This window comes from Sporosarcina sp. Y1011, assembly GCF_057669885.1.
This window is the reverse complement of sequence record NZ_JBYHFP010000005.1, coordinates 45,131-61,148: the sequence shown is the minus strand read 5'-3', so window position 1 is coordinate 61,148 and position 16,018 is coordinate 45,131. Positions and strand designations below refer to the sequence as shown.

Genomic DNA, 16,018 nt, shown 5'->3' with positions numbered 1-16,018 from the left:
GAGAGGTATTGTATTAGAGTAGACACAAAAAAGGGAGTGCATTTAAATTGGCTAAAATAGCAACTTTAATCACGGATCTGTTTGAAGACTCAGAGTACACGGAACCGGCAAAAGCATTTAAAGATGCCGGTCATGAAGTAGTTACAATTGAAGAAGAGGCGGGTAAGGTAGTGACAGGTAAGAAAGGGAATGTAAAAGTGACGACGGATCACGGTATAGGAAACGTGAAGCCAGCAGACTTTGATGCATTATTCATTCCTGGAGGTTTTTCACCGGATCAGCTTCGTGCAGATGATCGATTTGTAAAGTTTGCAAAAACATTTATGGATGATAAAAAACCTGTATTTGCAATTTGTCATGGGCCTCAATTATTGATTACTGCTAAGGCATTAGAGGGAAGAGATGCAACCGGCTATAAATCGATAAAAATCGACATGGAAAATGCTGGTGCGAAATATGCTGATGAAGAAGTAGTTGTTTGTCAAAATCAGCTCGTTACAAGCCGAACGCCTGACGATATTCCTGCGTTTAATCGAGAATCTCTCAAACTTCTAGAGAAGTAATAATCCATATAAAAAACAAAATTTTCTTCAAGGCCATCTATTGGCCTTTTTTGTTGTTGAAAATGTTTCACAAGAGTGATAAGTTAGAACAGTACTACAACACACAGGGTTGGAATTCAGACTATTTAGTGTAATTGCTAACTTTATGTGTGATGAAATAATGGGGGGAACATCATGAAAAACGTAATTAAAATGGGAAGCGCTTTCATCGGAATTATCGTTGGTGCAGGATTTGCTTCTGGCCAGGAGATTCTACAATATTTTACAAGTTTCGGACTTCTTGGCATCGCGGGGGCAGTTGTTTCGACAGCATTATTTGCATATCTCGGAATGATCCTAACTCGCCTTGGAAGCCGTATGCAGACTACATCACATAAAGATGTAATATACAAAATTAGTGGTCGATACTTAGGGGTTCTTGTTGACTATATAATTATTTTCACATTGTTTGGTGTTGGTGTCGTTATGATAGCTGGGGCAGGATCGAACTTGAATCAGCAATTCGGCTTACCACCATTTGTCGGTAGTCTATTAATGATTGTTCTTGTCATGTTGACGGTTATGCTTAATGTCAATAAAGTTGTAGGCATTATTGGAAGTATTACACCATTCTTGGTTCTGGCAGTTATTCTTGTATCCGTTTATAGTTTGGTGACAATGGATAGTTCATTCGCAGATCTTAATTCAACTGCACTTGCAGTGAAAACAACTTTGCCGAACTGGTTCATTTCCGCCATAAACTATGTATCGTTTAACATTGCTGTTGGTGCCTCTATGGCCCTCGTCATGGGTGGAGCAGAGAAGAATGAGAAAGTAGCTGCGTGGGGTGGATTGCTCGGCGGACTAGCTCTAGGAATCCTCATCCTATTAAGCCACTTAGCTATTTTCGCGAAAATTGAACTGGCTGGAGATGCTGAGTTGCCAATGCTGGCAATTATCAACGAGGTATCACCTATACTAGGTATTTTAATGGCATTCGTCCTGTACGGAATGATTTTCAATACAGCTGTTAGTATGTTTTATTCATTCGGAGCACGTTTCATACAAATCAATACAAAGAAATTCAATTACTTTGTTTTAGTAACGCTTGTAATCGGATTTGTGTTAAGTTTCGTTGGCTTTACGAAGCTTGTGGCTTATTTCTATCCACTAATCGGTTATCTTGGTCTATTCCTTGTAGCGGCTTTAATTTACAGTTCGTTCAAGCTTCCTCCTAAAGTTCAAAGGTGATTCATCAAGAAAAATAGATTCAGGGAACCCCTTTCACTAGAGTATGTATCCAGTGAAGGGGGTTCCTGGTTTTTAACTAAATTCTTCCATAACAAAAGCCGCTACCCAAGTTGGGTGGCGGCTTTTGTTGTTTGTTTAGTAATCAATAGAATATATTTCCAAGCTAACTTCTTAGGTGGAGATTTTGTGCTTAGCTCATTATTTTTATCGTTTTTAAGAAATTAGACGCTTACCAGGTCAAGCTCTTGGGCTGGTCCAAAGAATTCAAAGTTGACTTTTTCTTCTGCAATTCCCATTGCATATAAATCTTTAATGACAGACTGCATGAACACTGTCGGTCCGCAGACATAGATATCGCTTCCTTCTATGACGTGGGCTGCAAGGAAGTCACGGTTGATGAAGCCATCGCCTTCATCAGAATACAGTACAGCATAAGTTGACGAAGGCATCGATTCATTCAACGTTCGTAGTTTTGCGTCAAACGCCTGGTGTTGGCGCGTACGTGCAGAATGCAAGAACGCAGCGGGACGGTCAGGTGTGTTTTTTGCGATTGCGTCAAACATACTCATCATTGGAGTGATACCCACACCGCCGCTAATCAGCGTGACAGGAGTCGAACTATCTATGTCAAGGTTGAAGACACCTGCAGGAACACTAACTTCAACTGTATCTCCGACGTTCATTTCCTGATGAAGATTAACAGACATCTTGCCGTTTGGCGTGTTTTCATCTTCACGTTTAACAGAAATACGGTAAGAATCGCCAGTTGGAGCTTGTGACAAACTATACTGGCGGTTCAGAATATACTCTTCACCAGGGATTGTAACGCGTAAAGTAATGTATTGCCCAGGTTTGTAAGAAGGAAGTTCTTTTCCATCGACGGGTTTTAAATAGAAGGATGTAATGACATCACTCTCAACTACTTTGTCTGCAATGACGAAGTCTTTGAACGTTTTCCATCCGCCGTCCATTCCTTCTGCATCTGCATACATCTTTTTCTCGATTCCGATGAATACACCTGCAATCACTTCGTAAGCTTCTCCCCATGCGCCGATAATTTCGAGAGTAGCTGCATCGCCCAATACTTCTTTAATGGCGCCTAATAGATAATATCCAACTATGGGGTATTGTTCTGGCGTAATGTTAAGTGATTTGTGCTTGTGAGCAACTTGAACGACAGCTGGCAATACAGCCTCGAGGTTATCGATGTTAGCAGCTGCTGCGTAAACAAGACCTGCAAGAGCACTTTGTTGGCGCCCTTGTGATTGGTTGGCATGATTAAAAACGTTGAGAAGTTCAGGGTGAGCCTCAAACATATTTTTGTAAAATACTGTTGTGATTGTTTTCCCGTGTTCTTCTAAGACAGGTACTGTTGATTTGATAATTGTAATGGTTTCTTGTGATAGCATGTGAAACACGACCTTTCTAATGTTGTTAATACAAGCATAAACGATGATAGGTATTAAAGATACATATAAAATACATCTTTAAGAAGAGTTTATAATTTAGTCACATTTCTATCACCTTCTTGCCACAAACGTTATAATAGTATCGGAAAGAGTGGTGAAGTTATGCGTCTTACGATGTATACAGATTTTTCTTTACGTGTATTAATTTACTTGGGTGCGAAAGAACACGGAGAACTATCGAAGGTTCAGGACATTTCAGATGCTTACGGCATTTCGAAAAATCATTTGACAAAAGTTGTACACGAGCTTGGAAAAATGGGGTTGATCGAGACGATTCGTGGTCGAGGTGGCGGGATAAGAATGAAGGTAGAGCCTGAAAATATCAATGTCGGAGAACTTGTTCGAAAGACTGAAGATGATTTCCACCTCGTAGAGTGTTTCAATCTCCAATCGAATAGTTGTATACTATCACCGGTCTGTCGGCTGAAAGGTGCATTACATGAAGCATTGAATGCCTATTTGACAGTTTTGGATAATTATACGGTCGCTGATTTCATCGTTAATAAAGATGAATTAGCATCGATTTTATTTGACCGTCCTTTATGATAATATGAAATAGAATATAAAATGAGCAGGAGGTTATTTTACATGGAAAAAGTTTTTGTTTTTGGACATAAAAATCCGGATACCGATTCAATCTCTGCTGCTATCAGTTATACATATCTAAAACAGCAATTAGGGATGAATGCTGAAGCAGTGAGACTTGGTGATATTACGAACGAGACAGCTTATGCACTTGAATATTTTGGTTTTGAAGCGCCGCGCTTGATTGAAAAAGCAGCGCCTGAAGTAGCGAAAGTCATTCTTGTCGACCATAATGAGAAACAACAAAGCGTGGATGATATCGATGAAGTGCAAATCATTGAAGTGGTGGATCATCACCGTATCGCCAATTTCGAGACCAATGAACCTCTATATTATCGTGCAGAGCCAGTTGGTTGCACGGCGACGATTCTAAACAAACTATTTAAAGAAAACGGTATTGAAATTCCGAAGAACATCGCAGGGCTTATGCTTTCCGCACTTATCTCAGACTCACTATTGTTCAAGTCACCAACGTATACTGATGAAGATCGTGCAGCTGTCGAAGAAATGATAGCCATCACGGGCGTGGATGCACAAGAGTATGGACTGGCTATGTTGAAAGCTGGTGCTGATTTGAGCAATAAAACGCTTGAAGATCTTGTGAAACTGGATGCTAAAGAATTCGCAATCAATGATGTGAAAGTTGAAATTGCACAAGTAAATGCAATCGACGTAAATGATGTCATGAACCGCCAAGCGGATCTAGAAGACCTTCTGTATCGTGTCATTGCTGAAAAAGGACTTGATCTATTTTTGTTTGTCGTTACCGACATATTGAATAATGACTCGATCGTCCTGGTGCTTGGTAAAGAAGCAGTTCGTGCAAGTGCAGCTTTCAATGTGACACTTGTAAACAATACAGCAACTTTAAAGGGCGTCGTTTCCCGCAAGATGCAAATTGTCCCAGTATTGACTGAAGCGTTAAAATGAAATAAATAGTAAAAGGTTGTAATCCGCGAACAAGGTGGATTGCAACCTTTTTTTGTTTTGTAACAATTTATTGATCACTTAAACAAATGCCGCAAATATCTCTCCGGATCCTTTAAAAAGTCTTTCGTCATACTAACATGTCTGATTTCATCGAACGAAACATTCACCAGTTCGCCGTCTTGAATCTCATACAAATCCGCACCAGGATATGCCATAAGCATGGGTGAATGGGTGGAAATGAGGAATCGTGCACCTTCGGCAACCATGTCGTGGAGAATTGCCAGCAATGTGAGTTGTCGATTCGGTGATAAAGGTGCCTCAGGCTCATCGAGGATATAAAAGCCGTTTGGTTGAAACTGTGCTTGAAACAAGTCGAGAAAGCTTTCCCCGTGCGAACGTTTTTCCAATCCTTCGCCGTATAAATTCCGTAGTTCGTTATACGTTCTAGCGTAGGGAAGTACTTCCAGGCTATTCGGATTACGCCTTTTAATCTCTTTTATTTTTTGACGTGCTTCTTCTCGGATGTTGGCGATGCTGCGTATATACGTAACGAAATCAGAAGCCCTGAAAAAGAAGCCGTTGCCTGTTTTCACTGACCAAATTAATTTGAATTCATCTGCCAATTCGAATGCGGGGGATAGTGAATGATCCATTTCCATATGCTCTCCGCTAATGAGTGTGCTACCGGCAGCTGCTGCAATACCTTCCAATAACGTCGTTTTACCGCTTCCATTATCTCCGGCGATAATCGTAATAGGGGCTTTCAATGTCAGGGATTCAAAATTTTGAATGATGTCTGGATTGAACGGATAACGGTCTTCATCAGACCTTCGAATCCGTCGAATTTCACGCAAAGTCATAGAAACACCCCTTTTTAGACAGTATACCTTAAAAAGAGGTAACGCTTTATCTTTATTCAGCAGAGGACTCTCACCTCCATAGGTGGGAGAAGGATGCGGTTTTGTATTCCTGTTCAGCGGGTGTCCAAACGCCCGCTGAACGAGAAGGAATGAAGTTCAATTCCTCCCTGATAAAGCCTCCGGCGGATGTCACAGATTTTGAAAGGAGTCAATGAAGGCAACCTAAGATCGCCGCGTCCTGCGGCAACAAGGAAGGATGCAGTTCAATCCTTCCCTGTTGCATGACTTACATCCTGTAGGCCTCAAGCTCGATTCAAAATCTGGACGCAATTACGCCTAGGCGTAATTGACTACAAATTCAGCGGTTTTGTCGCTGGACCTTCTAGAACTGAGCCGTCCTTTCGGAAGCGTGAACCGTGACATGGACAATCATATGTTTCATCTCCGGCATTCCACCTCGTCCTACAACCCATATGCGTGCAAATAGGGGAGTCGGTACGAGTCAGGTGACCACCCGCAAATTCCTTTAAAACGATGCCGGTATTTTTTAAGGCTTGTAGTAAAAATGTCCCAAACCCCGTTCGATCTGGCGAATATAGTTCGGACGCGGGATTAGTTCTTCCGACAATAAGGTCACTGATAATTCGAGCACTCGCCATTGAATTCGATAATCCCCATTTTCGATAACCCGTACTCAAATAGACATTAGGCATGCTTGCAGAAATTATTCCCGCGTACGGTATCAAATCCGGTGTCTGTGGATCTTGTGCGGACCAGCCATGAGTGATTGTGTACAGCCTATATAAATCTCTCACTTCGGTATAAAGTCGATTGTAATGTACTTGCGTATCGCTTTCCATGCCTGCCTGATGGCTTTCGCCTGAAAGTAGGAAAAATGTTTTTCCATCAATTTGCGCAGTTCGGATTGACCGTTTCGGTTCGTCGACTGAAATATATTGGCCACGTAGAGCCATATTACCTTCTGCTGAGACGATATAAGAACGGTCGACGGATAACTTCATGATTTGAAGTCCACGCAGTGCTTCTATTGGGTAGTGCGTACATATAATGAGTTCGGTGAATTTAACTTCGTGTCCAGATTTCGTGGAAAGTAGCCGTTTTTTTAAGTCCATCAATACAACATCCGAATTTTCGTAAATACGTGCGCCCGCTTCGACTGCGAGCTTTGCTAGATGTTGCCCGAAACGAACAGGATGAATCTGGCTTTCATTTTTCAAGGTGAGTGTTGCATCCATCTGTATCGGCAATTCTGAGTTTTTTCCGAATTCGCCCGGGATACCTAGTTCCTCATAGGCTTTCATTTCATAACGAAGCATATCAGTGCCAAGTTTGGATTGGGAGTAAAGAATAGAGTCCGCTATCTTAAGTTCACTTTTATTGGCAAAGGATTTGCCGAATTGGACAGCTTCTTGATTCACTTCAAAATACAATTTTGCATTGTCGCGTCCGAATTGTTTCAGTAGCTTTGCATAGACGAGGTCATGTTGGACAGTGAGTTTCCCTGTAGAGTTACCCGTGGCGCCTGCCAGAATCGTATCTTTTTCAAGCAGAATTACATCTTTCCCTTCCTTTGCTAGAAAGTAAGCGTTGGCAATTCCGCTAAGACCACCGCCAATGATGCAGACGTCACAAGTGATATCACCATCGATTTCAGGGGAGGCTTCTCGGGGGTGTGCAGTACTTAGCCATAATGAATTGGTCAAAATTATAACCTCCGTCAAGAATGTTCGAAATAGTAGTAAGCATATTCATTGTTCCCTTCTTGGATTGAATTTAAAATAGGGATATGAAAGGTGGTAAATATAATTTGAAAATCGAGATTTGGTCAGACTACGTTTGCCCGTTTTGTTACATTGGTAAACGCAGATTAGAAGAGGCACTGGAACAAACCGGACTTTCGGAAAAAGCTGAAATTGTTTTCAAAGCCTATGAACTTGATCCGAATTCGGCTGCTGAGTCCAATGATTCTGTACGGGTGGATCTAGCTAAAAAGTATGGTATGAGTGCTCAAGAGGCAAAAAACATGACCGATAATGTGGAGCTACAAGCAAAAACTGTAGGACTAGATTACGACTTTGATAAAATGACGCCTGCAAATACATTTAATGCACATCGTCTCGCGAAACTTGCGGAACAGGAGGGCCTCAGCAAGGTGGTAACGGAAAATTTACTGAAGGCTTACTTCATCGATGGGGAAAAGATTGGAACTGATGACGTGTTGCTCCGTATTGCCGAAGAGGCAGGACTTTCCCACGACCGTGTGAAAGAAGTTCTCGATTCTGATGAATTTTCAGAAGACGTAAAAATGGATATAGGGGAAGCTGGACAACTTGGCGTGAAGGGTGTTCCATTTTTCGTGATTAATCGTAAGTACGCAATTTCAGGTGCTCAACCTGCTGAATCATTTGCTGAAGCTCTCCGCCAAGCTGAGGAAGAAGAAGTTTAACTTCATTCAGCAGAAGTCTCCCACTTCTATAAGTGGCGAGATGAATGCGAACGAAGCCTACAATTCAGCGGGGGTTCGAACCCTTGCTGAATTAGGAGGAATGAAGTTCAATTCCTCCCTGTTAAAGCCTCCGGCGGATGTCACAGATTTTGAAGGGAGTTAATTGAGCAAGCTCAATTCAAAATCTTGAATCAATCACACCGAGGTGTGATTGATTCATAACGCAATTAAAATGGACCAAGTGATCATTATGATCACTTGGTCCATTTATTTGTTAAAATGCTAGACACGGGGTGCCGTACCTATTATTTATTGAGCGGGGTTAAGTTGTAAGTCGATTGAAATCTTAATGTCATCGCCAACCAGAACGCCACCTGCTTCAAGTGCTTGGTTCCATGTAAGACCGAATTCTTTTCTTGAGACTTTGCCTTCAACTTCAAAAGCAGCGACATCTACACCCCAAGGGTTTTTAGCAGTACCTTCGTATTCAGCTTCGAACGTAATTTCTTTCGTCACGTCTTTTATTGTCATATCGCCAGTAACGTCATATTCGTTTCCGCCTTTTTTAGTAATAGCAGTTGAAACGAATGTGATGCTTGGGAATTGCTCTGCATCAAAGAAATCAGCAGAACGGAGGTGGTTATCACGGTCTTCGCTGTTTGTATGAATTGTATTTGTATCAATTGTGAAATTGAGGTTGGCGCCAGTTAAGTCTTCAGGGCTACCTTCGAGTGTGCCTTCTACCCCTGTGAAACGTCCTTTTACTTTTGAAACCATCATGTGCTTTACCGAAAAACCGACGCCTGTATGTGAAGCGTCTACTGTCCATTTTGTCATTGTGAAAAACTCCCTTTCCTATTTGAATATGTTTCTACTATATTCCATTTATATCTTGAAGTCAAGGTATTTATTTGGATGAATTTGGAGGGAATTGAGGAGGTCGATTTCAAATCAATTAGAATTCCTTGTCAAAAGAAAAGTTTCCAAGCATACTATTAAAGATGAAAAGCTTTATCAGGGAGGAATGAAGTTCAATTCCTCCCTGATAAAGCCTCCGGCGGATGTCACAGATTTTGAAAGGAGTCAAGAGGAAGGCAGTCTAAGATTGCCGCGTCCTGCGGCAGCGGAAGGATGGAGTTCAATCCTACCCCCCTGTAGGCCTCAAGCTCGATTCAAAATCTGGACGCAATTACGCCGAGGCGTATTTGATATTGAAAGGATTGAATGTTGATGTCAAAACATCAATGGTTTAAAGAACTTCAGAAAAAAATTACACAAGGCACATTACTAATTGACGAACCACTTGGCAAATACACGATGACAAAACTTGGAGGAGCTGCAGACCTTCTCGTCATCCCTAGAACTATAGATGAAACAGAAGCCACAGTACGCTACGCATATGAAAATAAGGTTTCGTTGTTATTACTGGGAAATGGGTCAAATATGGTCGTCAGGGATGGCGGTGTAAGGGGGATTGTCCTTCATTTGTCAGAGCTTAGTGAAATAAGAATTGAAGGTTCGCTCATACATGCAGAAGCGGGTGCACTGATTATTGATGTTTCAAAACGTGCAGCAGCAGCTAGACTGTCGGGCATCGAATTTGCATGCGGAATTCCGGGCTCTATCGGAGGTGCAATGGCGATGAATGCCGGTGCATACGGAGGGGAAATAAAAGATATTATTGTTCAGGCGACGGTGCTGACGCCAAAGGGCGAACGGCTAATCCTCACAAAAGATGATCTCGAACTCGGTTATCGTCAAAGTATTATTTCGAAAAATGGTTACTTTGTTCTGTCTGCTGAATTCCAGCTTGTACAAGGAAGTCAGGATGTCATTGATGCGAAAGTAGCTGACTTGACTTTCCAACGCGAGTCCAAGCAACCGCTTGAGTATCCTTCAGCCGGAAGTGTGTTTAAACGACCTCCGGGCTATTTTGCAGGAAAACTCATACAAGACTGCGGTATGCAGGGGAAAGGGCATGGAGGTGCAGAAGTATCATTGAAGCACGCCGGTTTTATCATCAATAAAAACAATGCGACAGCTTCTGATTACATTCAGACAATTGATATGGTTAAAGCGGAGGTTAAAAAGAAGTTTGACATAGACCTTGAGCTTGAAGTGAAAATCGTAGGCGAAGAAATAGAGGAGTAACAAAAAGCGGATGCCCATTTATGGGCATCCGCTTTTTGTTACTTATTTAAGTAGTTTTACAAGAGAACAAAGAGGGATCAGTCACTTGGTCATCTGTAATGTGTACTTGACACATTTTATTGTTACTCATAAATTTAAAAATCCCGTTGTTGAAATCAGTTCCGATTTCTTTAAAGAAAATACCTTCAAAACGGACTTCTTTTGATAATTTGAAATTGATACGGAAACCGTCCCCATCTTCTACTAAATAGGCACGAATTCCTTTTTCAAACATTCCATCGATTTCGTCACGAATGGCACGATCGACAGAGACGACATGGAAGTCAACAAACGTGATTTCACGAAGGAGTACGTTCATGAACGACCCTTTTGTAATCTCTTCCCATCTGCTTTGAGCCGTTTGTCCGATAATTATTTGAGTAATGTTGTTTTTATGAGCTACTTCTTTTATCACTTTTGCAGAAGGTCGTTTTTCATTATCCTTGACGATGAATTCTTCTACATCCAGTTCCTCGGCAAGCTCTTTCCAACGATCGACATACTCAGACTTTTCCGCATCAAATTCATCGTAAGGCAATGGGTCTACAGTTAAAATATACATAGGACAATCCATGATTGTCGCGATTTTATGTCCACGTCTAATGAGACGTTCACCATTTGGACCGTAGTAGACACAAACGAGAATACTCTCGTCCATACGACCTTTTACTTTGCCCATGACGGTAGTCACCTCTTAATTATTATTTGTCTAATTATATATCTGTATATGAAGTTTAACATTAATTGAAAACCAAGCAATTATATATGAAACTGCTTCACTTGACAAGAAATAAGTAAATCGAATGCCTTCAAAGTGCTAACCATACTGTTATAGTGTATAATTTCTTGTATAAACTTATAGAGTTTCCCCTTCTGCTTGTTAGCTATAGCTCCCTATTATCCCGTCAGATACGACGCAGGTCAAGTGCACACTTAACTATTATGAAAATTTACAATCCCTACACACTCAGAGCTATCGGTTTCCGTATACTTTCTAGGTGAATAAAATCAACGGGATTAATCTGTTTAGAACTGGAGGTTTGCATTTGTTATCAATTACGTTAGCCATTTTCACTCCGTTTTTGGCTGCTCTCTTTATCCCGTACATTTATAAGCGGGTCCCGAGCCGAAATATCGGATGGTTTGTCATGGTTGTTCCGCTAACATTATTTATTTTTCTTGCTAGTTATATTCCTTCTGTTGCGGGAGGAAAAACGTATATACATACAATTAAATGGATTGATTCTGCAGGAATTAATTTTACGACGTATCTTGACGGACTAAGTATGATTTTTGCTCTACTTATAACTGGGGTAGGAAGTTTAGTCATTCTCTATTCCATATATTATTTATCCGAACGTGAAACGTTAGGGCGATTTTATGTTTATCTTTTAATGTTCATGGGTGCAATGCTCGGAGTGGTCCTGTCAGATAATCTGATGGTGCTGTATGTTTTTTGGGAATTGACAAGTATTTCGTCATTCTTGTTAATCGCGTTTTGGTATCACAGGAAAAAGTCCAGATCAGGCGCGCAAAAATCGTTGCTTATTACAGTTTCAGGCGGAGTGGGGATGCTAGCCGGTTTTATTATGCTTCATGCAATGACAGGATCGTTTAGTGTGCGTGAAATAATTGGCACCATTGGCCAGCATACAGATGAAACTCTTTTCATACCGGCAATGTTGCTCGTTCTACTCGGTGCCTTTACAAAATCCGCACAATTCCCTTTCCATATCTGGTTACCGGATGCTATGGAAGCGCCGACACCTGTTAGTGCCTATTTACACTCTGCAACAATGGTAAAGGCGGGAATTTACCTAGTGGCACGCTTTACGCCTGTATTTGGTGGGGAATCGGTGTGGTTTTATACAGTGACTGGCGTAGGGATATTTACTTTGTTATGGGGTTCCGTTAACGCTGTACGGCAAACAGATCTTAAAGCCTTGTTGGCTTACTCTACTATCAGTCAGCTCGGTCTGATTATGAGCCTCTTCGGACTTGGTTCTGCGGCACTGAACGAAGGCTACAGTGCCGACTCGGTTATTTACACACAAGCTGGATTTGCAGCTTTGTTTCATCTAATTAACCATTCTACGTTCAAAGGTGCATTATTCATGGTCGTTGGTATTATTGATCACCAGGTCGGTACGCGGGATATCCGGAGACTTGGCGGACTAATGTCACTTATGCCTGTGACATTTACAATTGGGGTTATCGGAAGTTTTTCAATGGCTGGATTACCACCATTTAATGGTTTCCTTAGTAAAGAAATGTTTTTTGAATCTGTATTAATTATTCGCAACCTCGATATTTTTGCAATGGGGCCAATATGGGGAACGCTCATACCGGTCGTCGCTTGGCTTGCGAGTGTGTTGACATTTGTTTATAGCATGATTATCGTTTTCCAGACGTTTCTTGGAAAACATCAGCCGGATCGTCTTGACCGGAAGGCACAAGAAGCGCCAGTGGGTATGCTTATTGCACCATCAATTCTTGCATTACTTGTCGTCGGAATCTTTTTCTTCCCGAATGTGGTGGGACGTTATTTATTGAGTCCCGCGATGGCTTCAATCTATCCACCATTTGAAGGGGCAAAAGGGCTTGTTCCGCATATATCCGCTTGGCACGGATTTAATTATATGCCATTACTGATGACAATCGGTATCGTCATACTGGGCACGATACTATATATCTTCCTCCGATATTGGCGAGGGATTTATACGATTGTCCCGATGCGTTGGAATCTAGATACTGCATATAACGGTCTATTATCGCAGTTGGAAAATGGGTCGGCATTCCTGACACGGACTTATATGACAGGCTACCTTAGGGATTATCTTGCCTATATATTTATATTCTTCATTGTGACGGTTGGTGGAGGATTATTGTGGACAGGTGGGTTTTCCATTGATTTCTCTAATGACGCGCCTATTACAATTAATGAATTCATCATCGTTTTCGTAATGATGGGTGCGAGTATAGCGATTATCTTTGCAAAATCGCGTATAACTGCAATTCTTTTAAATGGTGTTCTCGGTTATTCAATTGCGATTCTCTTTGTTGTATTCCGAGCGCCAGATTTAGCTTTAACACAAATTATCGTAGAAACCGTGACTACGGCGTTATTTCTTTTATGTTATTATTTCTTACCGGAATGGAGCAAAGAGAAAGCAACCCGTTCATCAAAGATTACAAGAGGCATTATTGCGGTATCAGTTGGAACGGTTGTAACGGTTCTGGCATTAATCGTCCAGGGAAATAAAATGTTCGATTCAATTTCCAGCTATTTTGAAAATGCTTATGAGCTCACGGGTGGAAAGAATATTGTAAATACAATCTTGGGTGACTTCCGGGCGTTCGATACAATGTTGGAAGTTGTCGTTCTTTTCATCGCGGGAATCGGAGTGTTTACATTAATTAAACTAAAGGCGGGGAAGGAGGACAAGGACGTTGAAAACTAATGATGTCATTTTACAAACTGTGACGAAAATCGTTGTCTTCATCATTTTGACGTTTGGCGTTGAATTGTTCCTATCTGGCCACAATAATCCCGGAGGGGGTTTCATAGGCGGTCTTGTCCTTTCTTCTGCTTTCGTCCTGCTCTACTTGGTATTCGATATCGAAACAGTTCATAAGGGAATTCCATTCGATTTCAAGAAAATTGCAGCATTCGGTGTCTTGCTTGCTGTGGGAACGGGACTCGGACCGGTTATCTTCGGCGCTGAGTTCCTAACAATTACGGCTAGCCATGTCAATTTACCAGTGTTCGGGGAAACAGAGCTGTCGACTATGGTTCTTTTCGAGGCTGGGGTGGCGCTGACTGTTGTCGGCGTCGTCGTAACAATTATATTAAGTATTAGTGAGGATGTGTAGCTGATGGAAACGTTAATAACGATACTCGTTGGAGTGCTGGTAACGGTTGCTGTCTATTTGTTGCTATCCAAAAGTCTGGTTCGGGTTATTCTAGGTACTGCTATTTTGTCACATGCTGTACATTTGCTCCTAATGACGATGGGTGGACTGAAAAAAGGTGCTGTCCCACTATTAGGTGAAAATGCAGAAAGCTATACGGATGCTCTCCCGCAGGCGCTAATTCTCACAGCAATAGTAATCAGCTTTGCGGTGACTTCGTTTTTACTGGTACTAGCTTACCGAACATACAACGAGACTGGATCGGACAGTCTGACTGCATTGAGAGGGTTCGAAGATGAATAATATTGTTGTAATGCCGATGATTATCCCTTTATTGACGGGGATTTTACTAATATTTCTTAGACGCAATATAAAAACTCAACGGGGATTCAGTCTAGTTTCCATTATAGTGACCATCGCCGTGAGTATATACATATTGAATCTGATCCAGGCGGATGGGATTTTACGGATTGACTTCGGTGGCTGGTTGCCGCCTTACGGGATTTCGTTCGTTGCGGATTCATTTTCCATGCTACTCGTATTGACGACCGCGATTGTTACAGGAATCATTCTAATTTATGCGTTTTCTTCAATCGGACGGGCACATGAAAATATGTTCTTTTATCCATTCGTGTTTTTTCTCATTGCTGGTGTAAACGGCTCGTTCTTGACGGGTGATTTATTTAACTTATTCGTCTGTTTCGAAGTGATGTTATTAGCTTCCTACGTTCTTATTACACTTGGGGGTAGGAAGGTACAACTTGTCGAATCGATAAAGTATGTCTCCATAAATGTGCTGTCCTCATGGTTTTTCCTAGTCGGCATCGCGTATTTATACGGCACAGTAGGAACGCTCAATATGGCGCATCTATCCGTTCGTATCGCAGAAGTCGGACAAGGGCCACTATTGACAGTGATTAGTATTATATTTTTAATAGTCTTCAGTTTGAAATCTGGACTACTTCTTTACTTTTGGCTACCTGGATCATACAGTGCACCGCCGACAGCAGTTGCGGCCTTGTTCGGTGCGTTACTTACGAAAGTGGGTATCTATGCTATGTTCCGCGTGTTTACACTCATCTTTTATCACGAGCCGGGTGTAACACATTCGATGATTGGCATCATGGCTGCGGTAACGATGATTGGCGGATGTTTCGGTGCAATCGCCTATAATGATATTCGACAGATTGTTTCCTACAATGTCGTCATTGCAGTCGGATTTATACTTGTTGGACTAGCTGTTTCGACAGAAGTGGCAATCCAAGGGTCTATCTATTATCTGATTCACGACATGATTATCAAAGCGCTGTTATTCCTGATTGCTGGAACGATGGTTTACTTGACAGGAACAGGTAGGATTGAAAAAATGAGCGGCTTAATCCGAAATTATCCGTTGTTGGGCTGGCTGTTTTTCATCACGATGCTGTCGCTTGCCGGAATTCCACCACTTAGCGGATTCATCGGCAAAGTGTATATCGGACAGGGCGCGATTGAAACGGGTTCATTCGTTTTGCTGGCAATTGCCTTCGCATCTAGTATTTTTGTGCTTTATTCATTGTTGCGCATTTTCATGAACTGTTTCTGGGGTGAGACAATTATTAATGAAGATGACGATGTCCCGCTAAAAAAAGGGATGCTTATTCCACTCGTGCTGTTCGGTATTTTGACTATTGCATTGGGAGTTGGAGCAGAGGGACTTGCACCATACGTTTCTGATGCGGCACGCACGCTGATGAATCCTGAAATTTATATCGATGCAGTTTTGAAAGGCAACGGATAATCGAGAACACTCCTATCCATTAACCGTAAAGA

General features: G+C 41.7%; 15 protein-coding genes. 10 read left to right on the top strand and 5 right to left on the bottom strand.

The features are described 5' to 3' along the window. The first annotated feature begins 47 nt into the window (after positions 1-47). Both AC25Y5_RS08235 and AC25Y5_RS08230 read left to right on the top strand, forming a co-directional pair. Positions 48-563, top strand: coding sequence for a type 1 glutamine amidotransferase domain-containing protein (locus AC25Y5_RS08235; RefSeq protein WP_488139884.1), 516 nt, complete (start codon positions 48-50; stop codon positions 561-563). 174 nt (positions 564-737) lie between these two features. Beyond that, complete coding sequence (locus AC25Y5_RS08230; protein ID WP_488139883.1) at positions 738-1,793, top strand: YkvI family membrane protein; 1,056 nt, start codon at positions 738-740, stop codon at positions 1,791-1,793. A gap of 221 nt (positions 1,794-2,014) precedes the next feature. Here AC25Y5_RS08230 and hmpA read toward each other — a convergent pair whose 3' ends face one another. Beyond that, on the bottom strand, positions 2,015-3,202 hold the full coding sequence (gene hmpA, locus AC25Y5_RS08225) for an NO-inducible flavohemoprotein (protein WP_488139882.1): 1,188 nt from the start codon (positions 3,200-3,202) through the stop codon (positions 2,015-2,017). Positions 3,203-3,364: 162 nt separating this feature from the next. Between hmpA and AC25Y5_RS08220 the strand changes: the two genes are divergently transcribed. Both AC25Y5_RS08220 and AC25Y5_RS08215 read left to right on the top strand, forming a co-directional pair. After that, the gene (locus AC25Y5_RS08220) at positions 3,365-3,808 is read left to right on the top strand and encodes an RrF2 family transcriptional regulator (protein ID WP_488139881.1); all 444 of its coding nucleotides are present in this window, start codon (positions 3,365-3,367) and stop codon (positions 3,806-3,808) included. 42 nt (positions 3,809-3,850) lie between these two features. Beyond that, positions 3,851-4,777, top strand: coding sequence for a manganese-dependent inorganic pyrophosphatase (locus tag AC25Y5_RS08215; RefSeq protein ID WP_482101471.1), 927 nt, complete (start codon positions 3,851-3,853; stop codon positions 4,775-4,777). Between the two features lie 74 nt (positions 4,778-4,851). Here the strand turns inward: AC25Y5_RS08215 and AC25Y5_RS08210 are convergent, their stop codons facing one another. Together AC25Y5_RS08210 and AC25Y5_RS08205 are read right to left on the bottom strand one after the other, a co-directional pair. Continuing rightward, on the bottom strand, positions 4,852-5,637 hold the full coding sequence (locus AC25Y5_RS08210) for an AAA family ATPase (protein WP_488139880.1): 786 nt from the start codon (positions 5,635-5,637) through the stop codon (positions 4,852-4,854). A gap of 350 nt (positions 5,638-5,987) precedes the next feature. After that, positions 5,988-7,361: an FAD-dependent oxidoreductase gene (locus tag AC25Y5_RS08205; protein ID WP_488139879.1), complete on the bottom strand. Its 1,374-nt coding sequence runs from the start codon at positions 7,359-7,361 to the stop codon at positions 5,988-5,990. 104 nt (positions 7,362-7,465) lie between these two features. Between AC25Y5_RS08205 and AC25Y5_RS08200 the strand changes: the two genes are divergently transcribed. Continuing rightward, on the top strand, positions 7,466-8,104 hold the full coding sequence (locus AC25Y5_RS08200; protein WP_488139878.1) for a DsbA family oxidoreductase: 639 nt from the start codon (positions 7,466-7,468) through the stop codon (positions 8,102-8,104). Positions 8,105-8,413: 309 nt separating this feature from the next. Here the strand turns inward: AC25Y5_RS08200 and AC25Y5_RS08195 are convergent, their stop codons facing one another. Next, positions 8,414-8,941 (bottom strand): YceI family protein, encoded by a 528-nt coding sequence (locus AC25Y5_RS08195; protein WP_488139877.1) that lies wholly within the window; start codon positions 8,939-8,941, stop codon positions 8,414-8,416. Positions 8,942-9,334: 393 nt separating this feature from the next. On the opposite strand from AC25Y5_RS08195, the gene murB reads away from it, so the two are divergent. Then, positions 9,335-10,255 carry a UDP-N-acetylmuramate dehydrogenase gene (murB, locus tag AC25Y5_RS08190; RefSeq protein ID WP_488139876.1) on the top strand — a complete coding sequence of 307 codons (921 nt, stop codon included), beginning with the start codon at positions 9,335-9,337 and terminating at the stop codon, positions 10,253-10,255. Positions 10,256-10,301: 46 nt separating this feature from the next. On the opposite strand, the gene AC25Y5_RS08185 is transcribed toward murB, so the two are convergent. Further along, a complete protein-coding gene (locus tag AC25Y5_RS08185; protein ID WP_482101465.1) occupies positions 10,302-10,973 on the bottom strand; it encodes a histidine kinase in 672 nt (223 codons plus the stop codon). Positions 10,974-11,340: 367 nt separating this feature from the next. On the opposite strand from AC25Y5_RS08185, the gene AC25Y5_RS08180 reads away from it, so the two are divergent. Genes AC25Y5_RS08180 through AC25Y5_RS08165 form a run of 4 tightly spaced genes read left to right on the top strand, consistent with a single transcriptional unit; the run spans position 11,341 to position 15,986 of the window. Further along, positions 11,341-13,755 carry a Na+/H+ antiporter subunit A gene (locus AC25Y5_RS08180; RefSeq protein ID WP_488139875.1) on the top strand — a complete coding sequence of 805 codons (2,415 nt, stop codon included), beginning with the start codon at positions 11,341-11,343 and terminating at the stop codon, positions 13,753-13,755. Continuing rightward, complete coding sequence (locus tag AC25Y5_RS08175) at positions 13,745-14,167, top strand: Na(+)/H(+) antiporter subunit B (protein ID WP_482106101.1); 423 nt, start codon at positions 13,745-13,747, stop codon at positions 14,165-14,167. Before AC25Y5_RS08180 ends, AC25Y5_RS08175 begins: the two co-directional genes overlap by 11 nt. A gap of 3 nt (positions 14,168-14,170) precedes the next feature. Then, complete coding sequence (locus AC25Y5_RS08170; protein ID WP_482101462.1) at positions 14,171-14,509, top strand: Na(+)/H(+) antiporter subunit C; 339 nt, start codon at positions 14,171-14,173, stop codon at positions 14,507-14,509. Next, positions 14,502-15,986, top strand: coding sequence for a Na+/H+ antiporter subunit D (locus AC25Y5_RS08165; protein WP_488139874.1), 1,485 nt, complete (start codon positions 14,502-14,504; stop codon positions 15,984-15,986). The genes AC25Y5_RS08170 and AC25Y5_RS08165 overlap by 8 nt, the downstream gene beginning before the upstream one ends. Positions 15,987-16,018: the final 32 nt, after the last annotated feature.

Excerpts from the sequence above, each read along its gene's own strand:
- AC25Y5_RS08210 (WP_488139880.1), bottom strand. The coding sequence starts at position 5,637 with ATGACTTTGCGTGAAATTCGACGGATTCGAAGGTCTGATGAAGACCGT.
- murB (WP_488139876.1), top strand. The coding sequence starts at position 9,335 with ATGTCAAAACATCAATGGTTTAAAGAACTTCAGAAAAAAATTACACAA.
- AC25Y5_RS08220 (WP_488139881.1), top strand. The coding sequence starts at position 3,365 with ATGCGTCTTACGATGTATACAGATTTTTCTTTACGTGTATTAATTTAC.
- AC25Y5_RS08230 (WP_488139883.1), top strand. The coding sequence starts at position 738 with ATGAAAAACGTAATTAAAATGGGAAGCGCTTTCATCGGAATTATCGTT.
- AC25Y5_RS08215 (WP_482101471.1), top strand. The coding sequence starts at position 3,851 with ATGGAAAAAGTTTTTGTTTTTGGACATAAAAATCCGGATACCGATTCA.
- AC25Y5_RS08170 (WP_482101462.1), top strand. The coding sequence starts at position 14,171 with ATGGAAACGTTAATAACGATACTCGTTGGAGTGCTGGTAACGGTTGCT.
- AC25Y5_RS08165 (WP_488139874.1), top strand. The coding sequence starts at position 14,502 with ATGAATAATATTGTTGTAATGCCGATGATTATCCCTTTATTGACGGGG.
- hmpA (WP_488139882.1), bottom strand. The coding sequence starts at position 3,202 with ATGCTATCACAAGAAACCATTACAATTATCAAATCAACAGTACCTGTC.
- AC25Y5_RS08195 (WP_488139877.1), bottom strand. The coding sequence starts at position 8,941 with ATGACAAAATGGACAGTAGACGCTTCACATACAGGCGTCGGTTTTTCG.
- AC25Y5_RS08185 (WP_482101465.1), bottom strand. The coding sequence starts at position 10,973 with ATGGGCAAAGTAAAAGGTCGTATGGACGAGAGTATTCTCGTTTGTGTC.